Raw genomic sequence first — 14,357 nt, 5'->3', positions numbered from 1 at the left:
TCGCGCCGTCCAGCCGCGGCACTCGACGCGCTCGACAGTCGTTTTATCTAGCTGTACCATTTTTTATCTATGCAGATAAAAAAGCAGTCGCGAGACAGCATCACCAACGCCAGTCGCCGGGCGCAGATCGTCCGCGCGGCCATCGAGACCATCGCCGAGCTCGGCTACGACAAGGCCACCTTCGCCACGATCACCGAGCGCGCCGGCCTCAGCAGCCCCCGCATGATCTCGTACCACTTCGCGGGCAAGCAGGACCTCATCCGGCAGATCGTCGAAGACGTCTACCACACGGGAGCCGCCTTCATTCTGGAGCGGATCAAGGCCCAGACCACCGCCTCCGGACGACTGCGGGCCTACCTGGAGTCGAACCTGGAGTTCCTCCGGGAGCACCCCACCGACCTGGCCGCGCTGACCGAGATCGGACCCCATCTGCGCGATCAGGCCGGCGAGCCGTACACCGCCGCCGGCTACCAGGAGCCGAGCGTCCAGGGAATGGTCATGCTGCTGGAGGAGGGACAGCGCGGCGGTGAGTTCGGCGATTTCGACGCCCGGTCGATGGCCGTGATGATCCGCGCGGCCATCGATGCGGCGGCCCCCCGGATGCGCGGCGAGCACGCGCTCGACTTCGACATCTACCGCGGCACCGTCGTTGACACCTTCGTCCGAGCCGTACAACAGGCCGCACAGCGGACTTCGGAGGAGCGGTGAGCGGGATGCATCGCGGCCTGGCGACCGTCGCGGCCCTGGAGTTCGCCGGACCGCTCGCGATCTTCTACGGGCTCCGGGCGGCCGGGGTGAGCCAATGGATCGCACTGCTGGCCGCCGGCGCGCTACCAGCGGCGCGAGCCGTCCACGACCTGATCGTCGAGCGGCGCATCAGCGGGATCACCGTGTTCGTGCTCGGCGCGATGGTGCTCACCGTCGCCATGTCGTTCATCTCCGGCAGCCCGCGCGTGCTGCTGATCCGCAACGCGTGGGGCACCTGCGCGCTGGGCCTTTGGGCGTTGATCACGCTCTGCGGCCGGCGCCCGTTCCTGTACGAGGCCATGCGCGTGATCTCCGATCGCGACAAACAACAGCAATGGGAGACGAGCTGGAGGGACCATCCGCCGTTCCGCCACGTGCTCCGGGTCGCCACAGCAGTGTGGGGCGCCGCACTGCTGGCCGATGCGGCTCTGCGCGTCGTCATGGCCGCCACGCTGCCCATCGATGTAGTACCGCTGCTGGACGACGTCCTGCTCATCGTCACTCTCGCCGCCCTGCTCGCCTTCCAGCGCCTGTACGGCCGCGCCTACCTGCGCCGTCACGGATTGCGGCTCAATGGTGTCGAGCTGGTTCGCCTACCAGTTGAAGCAACCGGCCTGCCCGAGGAGTCACGTTGACCGTGACGCTGATCACCGGCGGCGCCAGCGGCATCGGCGCCGCCATAGCCCGGCGCATGGCTGGCAAGGGACGAAAAGTAGTCATCGCCGACAAAGACCGCTCACGTGGCAACGAGGTCGCCGCCGAGATCGGCGCCCGGTTCGTGCCGGCCGACGTCACCCGCCCGGAGGACAACAAGGCGGCTGTTGCCGAGGCGATCTCGGCCTACGGCAGACTCGACGTGGCCGTGTTCAACGCCGGCATCCCAGGCCAGTGCGGCTGGCACAACTTCACCCCCGCCGCCTACCGCACCACCGTCTCCACCAACCTGGACGGCGTCGTCTACGGAATCCACGCCTGCCTGCCGCACCTGCGCGGACACGGCTCGATCATCGTCACCTCCAGCCTGGCCGGCCTCAAGGAGGCTCCCGACCCGTTCTACGCCGCGAGCAAGCATGCCCTGGTCGGCCTCGTACGATCCACGGCCACGCTGCTGGCCCGCGACGGCGTCAAGGTCAACGCGCTCTGCCCGGGTCTGGTCGACACCCCGCTGCTTGCCCCGTACCGCGAACCGCTCACAGAGGCCGGACACGCCTTCGCCGACCCGGACGAGGCGGCCGACGCGGTGGAGACCATCCTGACCGGCGGGCGGACCGGAGAGGCCTGGGTCGTCCTGAGCGGACGGCCGGCCTACCCAGTGCGATTCCCCGACGTGACGACCAACACCATGGGTGATCGCTGAGCTCATCAAGGCCAGCTGAAATCCCAGCACGCTGCCTGCCAGGCCGTTGACTGCCGCACCGGTCGTTGTCGTTCGTTATAATGAACGGAGAGTTCGCCAATATTTCCTAGTGAGGGTGTCATGCAAGTCCCCGCCTACTACGCGGACACATACGAAGAGCGGGCCCATACCCAGGTCACCGCCATAGGTGAGCGCGACGGCGCCCGGTGGGTAGCGGTCGAGCACTGTCTGTTCCATCCGCAGGGCGGAGGCCAGCCCGCCGACCGCGGGTGGATAGACGGGCGTGAGATCGCCCCGTTCCGGGACCACGACTCCGGGCTGGTCGTGGCCGTGGCCTCCGGTGAGACGGCGCTGCCGGCCTTCTCGGTCGGGCAGCCGGTCGAGGTCCGCATCGACCTTCCGCTCCGCATCGCGCATGCCGCGCTGCACACCGCCGGCCACCTGATCGAGGCGGCCGGACGGGCGCAAGGATGGGTGCTGGCCGCGAGCAACCACTTCCCCGGCCAGGCCAGGATCGAGTTCACCGCACCGCGGCCCGACGCCCGCCTGGAGACCCCGGAGGGCCGGGAGGACGCCACCGAGGCGCTGCGGACGGAGGTCGCGAAGGCCATCGCCCAGGACCTGCCCGTGACCTGGGAGAACGACGCCGAAGGGCGCCGTATCGTGCACTTGGCCGAGCTGCACTCGGCTCCGTGCGGAGGAACCCACGTGCACAGTCTCGGTGATCTCGCCGACGTCGTGCTACCCACGCTGAAGGTCAAGAAGGGCCGGATCCGCGTCTCCTACAGCGCCGCCCACGGGGAACGCTGATGGCACCTTCATCCGGCGACCGCCGGCCGGCCAGCAGCACGGCCATCGCGGTCGGGGCGCAGATCCGCCAGCGTCGTGAGCAGCGCGGCATAAGCAGTGCCGAGCTGGCCCGCCGGGCGGGTTTGAGCAAGGCGACGCTGTCGCAGTTGGAGGCAGGGCGGGGCAACCCGACCATCGAGACCCTCGACGCGCTCGCGATCGCCCTGCGCATCCCGCTGACCGACCTCCTGGCCCGCGACACCGACCCGGGGCCGGTGTTCGTACCGGGCACCGACCTGGCCGCCGGCGAAGTGGGACGCGAACTGCTGCGCCGTATCAGCAGTGGCAACAGCCTGGAGATCTGGCGGCTGCGCATGCCCCCCGGCACGCACCTGGACGGAGTGCCGCACGCGACCGGCACCATCGAGCACCTGCTCGTCTCCTCCGGCCACCTCACCGCCGGACCCGTCGATGCCCCCACTGACCTGCACTCCGGTGACCTGCTCGCCTTCGCGGGAGACGCCCCGCACATCTACCGCACCGGCCCTGAGGCGGCCGACGTCACCGTCGTCATCGCCTCCCCCATCATCAGCTGAAAGACACCCATAGACCAGGCGACCTGAGCTATGGCTGCACCCATCAAACCCGCAGAAGGGTGATCTGGCGGCCGGTCGGGGTGGTCGCCTGCTCAAGAGCGCCGCGTTCCTTCCAAGCCGGGGCTTCGGGGCGCCGGTCGAAGATCACTAGCATGCCGGTGGTGAGCGTGAGGCGGTCCAGGTATCGGTCGAGCTGGGCGAGGCCGTCGGGCTTCGGGTCGTTTTCGCCTGCTCGCCAGACTTTCAGCTCCATGGCTTCCCGTTGCACCTGCCGTTCGCCGTCGGGGCCGGTGTAGGGCCAGCGGACCAGTACGTCCAGGCGTTTGGTGCCCGCGGCGTACTCGCGGTCGAGTTGGCCTCCGCCGTTGACCAGGCGGTGCAGGAAGGCCATGAGGATGATCTGGCAGGCGGCCTCGTGGTAGCCCTCCTGCCGGATGAGGACCTCGCCGTGTTCGCGCCAGAACACGACGAACTCCTCCAGCAGGCGCGACAGGTCAAAGCGGCCGTCCGGCAGCACGAAACTGTGCGGATCGGCCATCACGTAGTCTTCCGACGGGCCTCCCAGCACCCGCAGGATGACCTCTCGATAGATCGGGTTCGCCACCTCCAGCGGTGGTCTCTGCTTGATCAGCCCCAGATCGCGCACGTAGGACAGGTCGTCGGAGTACGTGGAGTCGATGTCGGGGAAGGTCCCGGCCAGCACAGGCTCCATCACCCGCTTGACCCGGGGCTCACGCAGCCGGGCGACCAGCGTGTCCAGATGGGTGGCACGCGCTCGGATCAGCCGCTCCTTGGCCTCGTCTACCAGGGCGGTGGTGATGGTACCGCTCACCTGCATCTTAATGATGACCTCATTGGCGAGGGCGTTGACCAGCCACGGTTGTCCCTGGGTCAGCTCGAAGACCCGGTCCACCGCGTCCTTGGTGAACTCCTGGCCGGTCGCCTGGGCGTGCTGGTCGTACAGCTCGGCGATCTCGTCGGTGGTGAAGTCGCCCAGGCGCAGCGACTCGACGATGTTGAACGGGCTGGCCGGGTTGGGCCGGCCGGGTTCGCCGCCCGAGGCGACCTTGTAGTCACGCAGGTCGCGCAACCCGCACAGCGCCACGGAGACGGGGAACGGATGGCCTTCTGGCCGCGCGTTGTGACCGTCGCGCAGCTGGCTGAGGATGCTGACCAGGCTGTTGCCCTGCACGGCGTCGATCTCGTCCAGGAACAGCACCACCCGGCGCGGGCTACGGCGGCACCACTCGCTCAGCGCCGAACCGAACCGGGTGCCCGCCGGGTCCTGCGGCAAGTGATCCGGCGGCAGCAGTTGCTCTGGCCATCCCGAGCGCGCGGCGGCTTCGCGGAGGGACTTCAGCAGGATCGACTCCGCGGCGGCGTAGTCGTCGCCAGCCGACTTGGCGCGCTCGCAAGAGAGCATCAGGGCGGCGATGTCACCCTCGGCGGTCAGCTCGGACGCCAGAGTGCGCAGCGCGGTCGTCTTCCCGGTCTGCCGGGGTGCGTGCAGCACGAAGTAGCGGTCCATCTCGATGAGCACGCGCGCCTGCGGGAGCCGCTCCGCGGGGGGCAGGATGTAGTGGCGCTGCGGGTCGCAGGGACCGGTGGTGTTGAAGAATCTCGCTCGGGGTGGCCGCATGGTCACATTCTGCCATCGCCCGGCCGCTCGCGTCCGGCCAGTCGGAACCATCTCGGTGGGTCGGTGACGGTGATGGTGTTCCAGGCGGCGGATGAGCACGTCGACCGGGGATGATCACACGCGAATGCGGCCCCTGTTCTCGATCGACAGTCTGAGCCCTGTTGCGCGAAGCGCCGACCAGGCGAAGGCCGTGCTTGTCTAGAGCCAGCCGGGTTTCACCAGGCCGGATTCGTAGGCGATGACGACGAGTTGGGCGCGGTCCCGGGCGTGGAGCTTCATCATGGCTCGGCTCACGTGTGTCTTCGCCGTGGCGGGGGACATGAAGAGGTCCGCGGCTATCTCGTCGTTCGTCTTGCCGGTGCCCACCAGTGACAGGACTTCGCGTTCGCGGTCCGTCAGTTGGTCCAGGTGGTGGTTGGTGGCCGAGGGTTCCTTGGCGCGGGTGGCGTACTCGGCGATCAGGCGGCGGGTGACGCTGGGGGACAGAAGGGCTTCGCCGGCCGCGACCACGCGGACCGCCTGGATGAGCTCCGCCGGCTCCGTGTCCTTGACGAGGAAGCCGCTGGCGCCGCCGCGCAGGGCTTCGAAGACGTACTCGTCCAGCTCGAACGTGGTCAGGATGATGACGCGCGGGCCCGGTGGCATCTGGCGGGTGGCGGCCAGGCCGTCGGTGCCGGGCATGCGGATGTCCATGAGCACCACGTCCGGTTCGTGCTCGCGTGACAGGCGTACCGCCTCGGCGCCGTCCGCGGCCTCCGCGATCACCGTCATGTCGGGCTGGGCGTCGAGCAGGGCTTTGAAGCCTGCCCGTACCAATGCCTGGTCGTCGGCCAGCAGGAGCTTGATCATGCGGTCTCCTCCGCGACGGCTGTCATGTCGAGTGGGGCCTCGCGGCCCGCACGTAGGGTGATCACGAGGTCTCCTCGGGGAGGGGCAGTGTGGCCTCGACCTGGAAGCCGTTGTCTACCGGGCCGGCGGTCAGGGTGCCGCCGAGGGCTGAGGCGCGTTCGCGCATGCCGGGGATGCCGTTGCCGCTGCCTGCCTCCGTCAGTACGGCCGGTTTCGTCGCGCCCGTGTCCGTGACCAGGATGCCCAGCGTGCCTGTGCCGTACTCGAGCCGGACCGTCACCCGGGACCCCGGCGCGTGGCGGGCGACGTTCGTGAGGGCTTCCTGGACGATCCGGTACGCGGCGCGTTCGAGTTGCGGCGGCAGCGGCCGGGAGCCGACGCGTTTGAGTGTCACGTCCAGGCCGGAGCGCGCCACGAGTTCGTCGAGGCGGTCGAGCCCGGCCGTGGGGGAGCGGGGGGCGCCTTCGCGCAGCACGTTGAGCACTGAGCGCATCTCGCCGAGAACCTCCTTGGAGGCGGACTTGATGGTGGTCAGGGCGGTACGGGCCTGCTCGGGCTGATCGTCCATGAGATGCAGGGCGGTGGACGCCTGGACGTGGATCAGCGAGATGTTGTGCGCCAGTACGTCGTGCAGCTCCTGCGCCATCGTCAGCCGCTCCTCGCTGGCCTGTCGCCTCGACTCCTCCTCGACGACCCGCTGGTGCTCGGCGCGCCGCTCGCTGCGGATCCTGACCAGCTCGGCGATCACCATGAACAGCAGGATGAACGCGGTGATCGCCAGCGCGTGGAAGATCCAAAGGTTCTGATTTCCCCCCAAAGAGGCATAAATCAGGAAAACGGCGAGCGTGACCCCCGAGAGGATCCACGCGACCAGCCGCCGCCCGCTGAGGACGAGCGACCCGAGCATGTAGATCGGCGCCAGAAAAACCGGCCCATACGGATAGCCAACCACCACATACGCATATGTCGCCAAAAGCGTGACGACGGTCGAAAGAACGGGAAATTTCCGGCGGGCCACGATCGCCACCGGCCCTACCAGCAGCAACACGTACGCCAGCGGATCCAGCGGCGCCCTGAACCCCCGCTGCCCCCAGGCCGCCCCCTGCGACAGCACCACCTGGATCACCGCGACGACCAAAGCGACGTAGATGTCGTTTCCCGGCTTCTTTCGCACCATCCCAACGCTAGGCCACCCGCTTGACCTGCGCATCATCCTCCCGCCGCAGGGGGCCCTACCACGATGGGCGTACCTGGGCCAATGTGGATACATGCGCCGAGTGATCGTTCCCGCAGCAGCAGCAATCCTCATCTCGCTGGCGTCCACCCCCGCGCTGGCATCCACCCCAGCGCCTACCGCCACTCCCACACCGCAGCAGAAGGCCCCCGTCGCCGAGGGATACGGCGGTGCGGTCGCCACGGTGGACTTCGACGCCAGCAAGGCCGCCATCTCCGTACTCAAGCAGGGCGGCAACGCCATAGACGCGGCCGTCGCCGCCGGCGCGGTGCTCGGCGTGACCGAGCCCTACTCCTCGGGCCTGACCGGCGGCGGCTTCATGGTCTACTACGACGCCCGCAGCCGCAGGGTGGTCACACTGGACGGCCGCGAGACCGCCCCGCGGGCCATGACCGCCACCACGCTGGAGGGCATCCCGTTCGACGAGGGCGTCACCAGCGGCCTGTCGGCCGGCATCCCCGGCACGCTCGCGCAGTGGGATGTGGCCCTGCGGAAGTACGGCACGCTCTCGCTGAAGCAGGCGCTCCAGCCCGCCATCGAGGTGGCGTCCAAGGGCTTCGTCGTCGACCAGACCTTCTACGACCAGACCGCCGCGAACCTCGCCCGCTTCAAGGACATCACCTCCACCGCCAAGCTCTACCTCCCGAACGGCGCCCCGCCGCCCGTCGGCTCGGTCTTCAAGAACCCCGAACTCGCCGCCACCTACCGCGAGCTGGGCAAACGCGGAATCGGCTGGCTGTACGACGGGCAGCTCGGCAAGGAGATCGTCGCCACTGTCAAGCAGCCGCCCGTCACCCCCGGCGCCACCCGCAACGTACGGCCGGGCCTGATGGAGCTGTCCGACCTGCGCGCCTACCGGGTGCTCCAGCGCGACCCTACGCGCGTGGACTACAACGGCATGCAGGTGTACGGCATGGCGCCCCCCTCCTCCGGCGGCTCGACCGTGGGCGAGGCGCTCAACATCCTGGAGGCCCTGCCGAGCGTCGGCCTGCACGAATACCTGGAGGCCTCCCGCCTGGCCTTCGCCGACCGCAACAAGTACGTCGGCGACATCCCGAACGTGCCGCTCAAGGAGCTGCTGTCCGACGGCTTCGCCAAGGAACGCGCCTGCCTGATCGGCGACAAGGCGATGGCCAGCCCCGCTCCGCCCGGCAACCCCGACGGCAGCTATGACGCCTGCGCCACCCCGGCGGGCACGGCCACGGCGACCACCGACGAAGGCCCCGAGACCACCCACATGACCATCACCGACAAGTGGGGGAACGTGGTCGCCTACAACCTGACGATCGAGTCCACCGGCGGCAACGGCATCGTGGTCCCGGGGCGTGGCGTGCTGCTCAACAACGAGCTCACGGACTTCACCTTCGGCCCCGCGCCCGGTGACCCGAACCTGCCGGCCCCCGGCAAGCGCCCGCGCTCGTCGATGGCACCGACGCTGATCTTCGCCCATGGCCGGCCGGTGCTGGCGGCCGGTTCGCCGGGCGGCTCGACGATCATCACGACCGTGCTGCAGATCCTGGTGAACCGTTTCGAGCTGGGCATGAGCCTGCCCGACGCGGTCGCCGCGCCCCGGGCCACGCAGCGCAACACCGAGCAGACGCTGGCCGAGCAGGCATTCCTCGACAAGTACCGGGCCGAGCTGGAGGCGCGCGGGCACAAGCTCGCACTGACCACGGAGATCGGCGCGGCCACCGCGCTGGAGTTCCTGGGCCGGGACAAGGTGCAGGCGGTCGCTGAACCGGTCCGTCGGGGCGGCGGCAGCGCGCTGGTGGTGCGTCCCGGCTAGTAGATCAGTTCGTGCGCGCCGGGCTTCATCTTCCGGGTACGCGCCCAGTACTCGAAGGTGAAGCCCGGCCACAGCGTCCGGTTCACCCCATGCTCATCCAGGTACCAGGACCGGCAGCCACCCGCGTTCCACACCAGCGGGTCGAGCCGTTCCCGCAACCGCCGGTTGAACGCCCGCTGCCGTCCCGGCTTGACGTCTATGGCCCTGGCCTGGGTCTTGGAGAGCAGCCGCAGGCAGTCCATCACGTAACGGACCTGCGACTCGATCATGAAGACGACCGAGTTGTGGCCGAGGCCGGTGTTCGGCCCGAGGAGGAAGAACAGGTTCGGGAACCCGGCGGTGGAGATGCCGTAGTAGGTCTCGATGCCGTCCTGCCAGGCGTCCTGGATCTTCAGCCCGTCGCGGCCCACGATCCGCTGCCGCTGGAGCGCCTCGGTCACCTTGAACCCGGTGCCGTAGACGATCACGTCCACCTCGTGCTCGACCCCGGCGGCGTCGACGATCGAGTGCTCCCTGATCTCGGCGATCCCGTCGGTGACCAGCGAGACGTTCGGCCGGGTCAGCGCCGGATAGTAGTCGCTGGACAGCAGGATGCGCTTGCAGCCGATCGTGTAGTCGGGCGTCAGTCGTTCACGCAGCTCCGGGTCGGGGATCTGCCTCTCCAGGTGCTTGAGCGCCGCGTGCTCGGACGCCTTCATCAGCTTCGGGTCGAGGGTGAAGCCCAGCGCCCTGGTCTCCAGCAGCCAGTAGATGGCGTTGCGGACCGTCCTGGCGGCGCCCGGCAACCGCATGAGCCGCTGTGCCCGGGGTGAGAAGCCGAAGTCCGGCTTGGGGTGGATCCAGGGTGGCGTGCGCTGGAACACGGTGAGCCGCGCCGCGCGTTCCGCGATCCGCGGCACGAACTGGATGGCCGAGGCCCCGGTGCCGATGACCGCGACACGCTTGCCGGTCAGATCGACCGAGTGGTCCCACTCGGCGGAGTGGAAGGCCGCCCCCGCAAAAACCTCACGTCCCGAAATTTCGGGGAACGATGGGATGTGTAGGGCGCCGATGCCCGACACCACGGCATTCGTCCGCAGGGTCTCGCCGTCGTCCGTGGTCACCGCCCACCGGCGGTCGAGGTCGTCGTACTCCAGCGCGACGACCCGCTTGCCATACCGGATATGCGGGGTGATGCCGTGCTTCTCGCCGCACGCGCGTAGGTAGTCCCAGATCTCCTTCTGCGGGGAGAACATCCGCGACCAGCCGGGATTGAGGTCGAACGAGTAGGAGTACATGGGCGACGGCACGTCGCACGCGCAGCCGGGATAGGTGTTGTCGCGCCAGGTGCCGCCCAGGTCGGCGGCCTTCTCCAGGATGACGAAGTCGTGGTATCCGGCGGCCTTGAGCTTGATCGCCATGCCGATCCCGGCGAAGCCCGAACCGATGATCACTATTCCTGGCTCGTCCACTGCTCCTCCGCATTATTAGACGACTTGTCCAATGTAATGAGAGACGTCCAGGCCCGTCCAGGGTGACCCATATCACACCGACTGGTCGGTATGTTACCTGTTCCCAGGGCACACGAAAAGCGCCGAGAGCGGGTGGCCGTCGGCGCTCTGAAGTGCGCGGGGCTAGCGCAGAAGCAGGAAGGCCGCGACGCCGATGATCACGACGACGGCGATCACCGCGACGATCGGCAGAATGGGGGACTTCTTGCTCGGCGCCGCCTCCTGCTCGGACCGCTGCGCGAACGCGCGGAACTGCTGAGTGTTGCCGGCAGGGTCGATATGCTGGTCAGACATGTCCAGCAGCTTAGCGTGATCGTCTGGTGCGCTTGCCGGTTTTGGTGTGATCTGTGGACATGGGCTGATTAGGGGACCGGCCTGGTGGCCGGATAGCTTTGAAGCATGCTCCGGACCCTGTTCTCCCCACGCGTGGTGGGGTTGCACCTGCTGACGATCGGGGTCCTGATCGCGTTCATCCTGCTCGGGCGCTGGCAGCTCGGCGTGTTCCAGGATTCCGGCAAGCCGCACGCGGTCACCGATCCCGCCGCCGTCGGCGTCGCCACGCTGTCCCAGGTGGGCGCGCAGCTGACGGGGCCCGCCGTGGGCCGCAAGGTCTCGGCGGAGGGCGTCTACGACGCGCCGCGCCAGTTGCTCGTGGCCGACCGGCCGGCCGATGTCGACGCGCCCGGCGGCAACGTCTCGCGCGACGAGGGCTACTGGGTTCTCACGCCGCTCCGGCTCGACGACGGCACGCTGGTGCCGGTCGTCCGCGGCTGGGTGGCCAAGGCCGGCGATCCGGCGTTGGCCGTGCCCGGTGGCAAGGTCGCGGTGACCGGGCGGCTGCGCCCGTCGCAGGGCACCGACAGCGTGCAGCGGCGCACCGAGGGGCTGCCCGCGGGGCAGGTGCAGACGGTGTCCACCGGTGAGCTGATCAACCTGTGGAGCGGGCAGAAGGTGCGCAACGGCTATGTCGTCGCCCAGCCCGCCTCGGGGCCGCTGACGCAGGTGAAGGTCCGGCCGCCGGTCGTCGGCGGGGAGTTGACTTGGCGTAATCTCGCTTATGCCGCCAACTGGTGGATCTTCGCAGGGTTCGCCGTGTTCATGTGGTTCCACTTCGTACGCGATGCCGTGCGAGCGGATCGTGATCGGGACAGTGGCAAGTCCCCTGAGATGGTTCTGGAAGGTTAACGGTGGAATCGGCTCTGAAGCCCTTCCGGGTGCTCGCCTACATCGTCGGCGTGATGCTGCTCGTGCTCTGTGTGGCCATGGTGCTGCGTTACGGCTTCGGCATCGTGGGCCTGTCGAAGATCGTGGCGCCCATCCACGGCTTCCTCTACATGATCTACCTGATCACGGTGATGAACCTGGGGATGAAGGCGCGCTGGAGCTGGCCGTACATGCTGGGCATCATGCTCGGCGGCACGGTGCCGTTCCTGTCGTTCTACATCGAACGCCGGGTGACGAGCCGGGTGCACACGGCCCTGGCCGCGGCGGCGGCCTGAGGCCGCGCCGCGCCCAGCTCGGGTTCAGCTGCCGATGCCGCGTCTGCGGGCTCGCTTGAGCCGCTCGCGCTGCGACGGGTCGAGCATCAGGTAACCGACCACCGGGGCGGCGACCACGCCGAGGACGACCAGCAGGGTGAGCCAGCCGGGCAAGAAGATCAGCGAGAGCAGAACCGCGGCGCCTGCGCCGATGGCGTACTTCTGGACTGGTGACATCCTCAACTTCCTCCGTACGCGGAGCGCGCGCCCCGCCTCTCCCATTGTGCGTCTTGAGTCCAACGAGTGGCCCGCTTCAGTGGTTCCATTCGCGATATATCTTAAAAAATTCGTATCTCAAAACAGGTCCGCGACCGCCTTAAGGTCCTTACGGAGCGCGTCCGGCCCTGGCCGGTGCGCCGGGAACCCCGACAGCAGGCGGAACAGAACCGGCGCCAGCGCGCCCGCCTTGGCCAGGGGTGCGCCGGGCGCGGGCGGATGCCCCTCGACGGCCGCGAACAGCGTGGCGCCCAGCGACCACAGGTCCGCCGCCGGTCCTGGCACGCGTTCTGGCGCCGTGTAGGCCGGGATCGTCGCCGGCATCACGGGCGCGTGCGAGACCGGCGCGGGTACGGGCGTGGTGGCCAGCGTGGCCCGGCCGGCCGTGTCGATCAGGACGTTGCCCGGCTGTACGCCGCCGTGATGCGAGCCCCGGGCGTGCAGGTCGGCCAGCTGGTCGAGTACGGCCAGCCCGATCTCGGCCACCCGGGCGGGCGGCAGCGGCCCGGCCGTGGCGAGGACGTGCCCGAGCGTCTGCTCAACGGCGAGCCGGTCGAGCATCCCGGCCACGACGTCGACTGGCGGCGGTCCGGAGGGCTCCAGCATGGCCCTGACCAGCCATCGGAAGGCGTCGGTGGCTTCCGCGGGGGCCCGCCCAGGCGGCCGGCCCTCGACGGCGAAGTGCAGCGTCGCGGCCATCGACCACATGTCGGCGGCCGGCCGCATGCCCAGCCCCGGTAGCCCGAACCCAGTGAGCACCGCCCGGCCCGTCGAGGTGAGCAGCACATTGCCCGGATTGACCCGCCCGTGCACGATCCCCGTGTCATGAGCGGTCCGCAAGGCCGCCAGCAGGCACACGCCCACCCGGGCCGCCTGCTGCACGGGCAAGGGGTGCCGTGAGTCAACGGTCTGCTCCAGCGAGGTGCCGGAGACGAACTCCATCACCAGCCACGGCTCGCCGTCCTCCACCACCACGTCGAGAACCGGTACGACGGAGGCATGCCGGAGCCCGGCGGCCCGCTGCGCGTCCTGCAGCGCGGATCCGCGTAACTCGGCGGGCACACGTAGCTCCCTGACCGCGACGTCACGGTGTTCTACCTCGTCGAATGCCAGTCGTACGGAACCCGCGCCCAAAGGGTTCAGCAGCCGGTAGCGACCGGCGAGCTTCTTGGTCTCTCCCATCCCGAGGTGCACGATATCGCCACGTTCTATGGCAAAGCCATGGGCTAGGCGTGGGTTCCCGACAGCCACTTCTCATGCGCGTCGTGAACCTTCCCGAACAGGGCTTCTTTCTCTTCCTGACCAACGTCGTCCAGGTGCAATCCGAACACGTCGGACAACGCGGAGTAGTAGTCACGAGCCGTGTGGAGGGTGATGGAATGGGCGCCGTTGCCCACACGCGACAAGGCGAGCCCGCGGAGGAGGTCCACGCCGGAAGCGTCCCGCCGGGCGACCGTCGCGACCCGCACGAAACCCGACTCCCGCGACGTCGACAGGTGATGATGCATCGCAGTAAAAGCTGACATGTCGGTCGGGGCGGGGTCGAAGTCCATGCCCGGGAACGCGCCGCTCGGGTCGTGGTCGAACCGCCAGCCTCCCGGCGCGACCTCGGAGTGCCGCAGGCCGTACGAGAAAGGCCCCTGCCGGTAGACGCCCGCGACCAGCGGGAGCGGCTCGTGCAGCGCGTCGCCCAGCCCGAGGTCGGCCAGCCACTCGCCGCCCGGATTGTCGTCGGACGGCAGCCCTCGAACGGTGAGCACCAGGTGGTTGGCGGTGATGGCGGGCGCGCCGTTGGGGGCCTGCACGCCGCCCACGTGCCTGGTCACGTCGTAGCCGAGCTCCATGAGCAGCTGGGAGAACGCGCCGTTCAGGTGGTAGCAGTAGCCGCCGCGGCCGCGGATGATCCGCTCGGCCGACTCGACGGGATCGACCGTGGTGGGACGGTCGAGCCAGATCTCCAGCGCCTCGTACGGGACCCGCTCGATGTGCGCGATGTGCAACCGGCGCAGGTTCTCGGCCGTGGGCGGGGCGGTCAGCAGGTCGGGAAGCCCGAGGCGGCGCAGGTATCCGTCCGTGTTCACCGACCAAGTCTGCACCGGATATGCACAGATTGGGG

The 14,357-nt window shown here is 68.8% G+C and carries 16 protein-coding genes; 8 read left to right on the top strand and 8 right to left on the bottom strand.

All coding sequences use genetic code 11. From position 1 onward, the window contains the following. The first annotated feature begins 69 nt into the window (after positions 1-69). The 5 genes from ACQP2T_RS52175 to ACQP2T_RS52155 all read left to right on the top strand — a co-directional run bounded on the left by ACQP2T_RS52175 (position 70) and on the right by ACQP2T_RS52155 (position 3,489). Complete coding sequence (locus tag ACQP2T_RS52175) at positions 70-708, top strand: TetR/AcrR family transcriptional regulator (protein ID WP_433512229.1); 639 nt, start codon at positions 70-72, stop codon at positions 706-708. Positions 709-713: 5 nt separating this feature from the next. Further along, positions 714-1,382 (top strand): VC0807 family protein, encoded by a 669-nt coding sequence (locus ACQP2T_RS52170; RefSeq protein ID WP_433519944.1) that lies wholly within the window; start codon positions 714-716, stop codon positions 1,380-1,382. A gap of 2 nt (positions 1,383-1,384) precedes the next feature. Continuing rightward, positions 1,385-2,104 (top strand): SDR family NAD(P)-dependent oxidoreductase, encoded by a 720-nt coding sequence (locus tag ACQP2T_RS52165; RefSeq protein ID WP_433519943.1) that lies wholly within the window; start codon positions 1,385-1,387, stop codon positions 2,102-2,104. A 120-nt stretch (positions 2,105-2,224) separates the two neighbouring features. Next, the gene (locus ACQP2T_RS52160; RefSeq protein WP_433512228.1) at positions 2,225-2,914 is read left to right on the top strand and encodes a hypothetical protein; all 690 of its coding nucleotides are present in this window, start codon (positions 2,225-2,227) and stop codon (positions 2,912-2,914) included. Then, positions 2,914-3,489 (top strand): helix-turn-helix domain-containing protein, encoded by a 576-nt coding sequence (locus ACQP2T_RS52155; protein WP_433512227.1) that lies wholly within the window; start codon positions 2,914-2,916, stop codon positions 3,487-3,489. Before ACQP2T_RS52160 ends, ACQP2T_RS52155 begins: the two co-directional genes overlap by 1 nt. Before the next feature lie 43 nt (positions 3,490-3,532). Here ACQP2T_RS52155 and ACQP2T_RS52150 read toward each other — a convergent pair whose 3' ends face one another. The 3 genes from ACQP2T_RS52150 to ACQP2T_RS52140 form a co-directional block, all read right to left on the bottom strand. Continuing rightward, complete coding sequence (locus ACQP2T_RS52150) at positions 3,533-5,128, bottom strand: AAA family ATPase (RefSeq protein ID WP_433512226.1); 1,596 nt, start codon at positions 5,126-5,128, stop codon at positions 3,533-3,535. Positions 5,129-5,326: 198 nt separating this feature from the next. Beyond that, positions 5,327-5,977 (bottom strand): response regulator transcription factor, encoded by a 651-nt coding sequence (locus ACQP2T_RS52145; RefSeq protein ID WP_433512225.1) that lies wholly within the window; start codon positions 5,975-5,977, stop codon positions 5,327-5,329. 61 nt (positions 5,978-6,038) lie between these two features. Next, entirely contained in the window at positions 6,039-7,154 is a 1,116-nt protein-coding gene (locus ACQP2T_RS52140) for a sensor histidine kinase (RefSeq protein ID WP_433512224.1), read from the bottom strand. A gap of 91 nt (positions 7,155-7,245) precedes the next feature. Between ACQP2T_RS52140 and ggt the strand changes: the two genes are divergently transcribed. Continuing rightward, positions 7,246-8,997: a gamma-glutamyltransferase gene (gene ggt, locus ACQP2T_RS52135; RefSeq protein WP_433512223.1), complete on the top strand. Its 1,752-nt coding sequence runs from the start codon at positions 7,246-7,248 to the stop codon at positions 8,995-8,997. Here ggt and ACQP2T_RS52130 read toward each other — a convergent pair. Further along, positions 8,994-10,397 (bottom strand): flavin-containing monooxygenase, encoded by a 1,404-nt coding sequence (locus ACQP2T_RS52130; RefSeq protein ID WP_433519942.1) that lies wholly within the window; start codon positions 10,395-10,397, stop codon positions 8,994-8,996. The genes ggt and ACQP2T_RS52130 overlap by 4 nt on opposite strands. 213 nt (positions 10,398-10,610) lie before the next feature. After that, positions 10,611-10,781 (bottom strand): hypothetical protein, encoded by a 171-nt coding sequence (locus ACQP2T_RS52125; protein ID WP_357941520.1) that lies wholly within the window; start codon positions 10,779-10,781, stop codon positions 10,611-10,613. 105 nt (positions 10,782-10,886) lie between these two features. On the opposite strand from ACQP2T_RS52125, the gene ACQP2T_RS52120 reads away from it, so the two are divergent. Both ACQP2T_RS52120 and ACQP2T_RS52115 read left to right on the top strand, forming a co-directional pair. Then, on the top strand, positions 10,887-11,672 hold the full coding sequence (locus ACQP2T_RS52120) for an SURF1 family protein (protein ID WP_433512222.1): 786 nt from the start codon (positions 10,887-10,889) through the stop codon (positions 11,670-11,672). 2 nt (positions 11,673-11,674) lie between these two features. Then, complete coding sequence (locus ACQP2T_RS52115) at positions 11,675-11,986, top strand: DUF3817 domain-containing protein (RefSeq protein ID WP_357941524.1); 312 nt, start codon at positions 11,675-11,677, stop codon at positions 11,984-11,986. Between the two features lie 24 nt (positions 11,987-12,010). Here ACQP2T_RS52115 and ACQP2T_RS52110 read toward each other — a convergent pair whose 3' ends face one another. From ACQP2T_RS52110 to ACQP2T_RS52100, 3 genes are all read right to left on the bottom strand, one after another. Then, on the bottom strand, positions 12,011-12,202 hold the full coding sequence (locus ACQP2T_RS52110; RefSeq protein WP_357941526.1) for a hypothetical protein: 192 nt from the start codon (positions 12,200-12,202) through the stop codon (positions 12,011-12,013). A gap of 117 nt (positions 12,203-12,319) precedes the next feature. Further along, the gene (locus tag ACQP2T_RS52105; RefSeq protein WP_433512221.1) at positions 12,320-13,423 is read right to left on the bottom strand and encodes a protein kinase domain-containing protein; all 1,104 of its coding nucleotides are present in this window, start codon (positions 13,421-13,423) and stop codon (positions 12,320-12,322) included. Between the two features lie 44 nt (positions 13,424-13,467). After that, positions 13,468-14,322 (bottom strand): arylamine N-acetyltransferase family protein, encoded by an 855-nt coding sequence (locus ACQP2T_RS52100; protein WP_433512220.1) that lies wholly within the window; start codon positions 14,320-14,322, stop codon positions 13,468-13,470. Positions 14,323-14,357: the final 35 nt, after the last annotated feature.

The organism is Nonomuraea sp. CA-143628 (assembly GCF_050942315.1).
Classification (GTDB): Bacteria; Actinomycetota; Actinomycetes; order Streptosporangiales; family Streptosporangiaceae; genus Nonomuraea.
Note: the sequence above shows the minus strand (reverse complement) of the source record. Positions and strands in the feature narration are given on the sequence as shown.

Coding starts and splice junctions, on each gene's coding strand:
- ACQP2T_RS52125 (WP_357941520.1), bottom strand. CDS start 10,781: ATGTCTGACCAGCATATCGACCCTGCCGGCAACACTCAGCAGTTCCGC.
- ACQP2T_RS52175 (WP_433512229.1), top strand. CDS start 70: ATGCAGATAAAAAAGCAGTCGCGAGACAGCATCACCAACGCCAGTCGC.
- ACQP2T_RS52110 (WP_357941526.1), bottom strand. CDS start 12,202: ATGTCACCAGTCCAGAAGTACGCCATCGGCGCAGGCGCCGCGGTTCTG.
- ACQP2T_RS52140 (WP_433512224.1), bottom strand. CDS start 7,154: ATGGTGCGAAAGAAGCCGGGAAACGACATCTACGTCGCTTTGGTCGTC.
- ACQP2T_RS52145 (WP_433512225.1), bottom strand. CDS start 5,977: ATGATCAAGCTCCTGCTGGCCGACGACCAGGCATTGGTACGGGCAGGC.
- ACQP2T_RS52120 (WP_433512222.1), top strand. CDS start 10,887: ATGCTCCGGACCCTGTTCTCCCCACGCGTGGTGGGGTTGCACCTGCTG.
- ACQP2T_RS52105 (WP_433512221.1), bottom strand. CDS start 13,423: ATGGGAGAGACCAAGAAGCTCGCCGGTCGCTACCGGCTGCTGAACCCT.
- ACQP2T_RS52150 (WP_433512226.1), bottom strand. CDS start 5,128: ATGCGGCCACCCCGAGCGAGATTCTTCAACACCACCGGTCCCTGCGAC.
- ACQP2T_RS52130 (WP_433519942.1), bottom strand. CDS start 10,397: ATGGCGATCAAGCTCAAGGCCGCCGGATACCACGACTTCGTCATCCTG.
- ACQP2T_RS52160 (WP_433512228.1), top strand. CDS start 2,225: ATGCAAGTCCCCGCCTACTACGCGGACACATACGAAGAGCGGGCCCAT.
- ACQP2T_RS52155 (WP_433512227.1), top strand. CDS start 2,914: ATGGCACCTTCATCCGGCGACCGCCGGCCGGCCAGCAGCACGGCCATC.
- ACQP2T_RS52170 (WP_433519944.1), top strand. CDS start 714: ATGCATCGCGGCCTGGCGACCGTCGCGGCCCTGGAGTTCGCCGGACCG.
- ggt (WP_433512223.1), top strand. CDS start 7,246: ATGCGCCGAGTGATCGTTCCCGCAGCAGCAGCAATCCTCATCTCGCTG.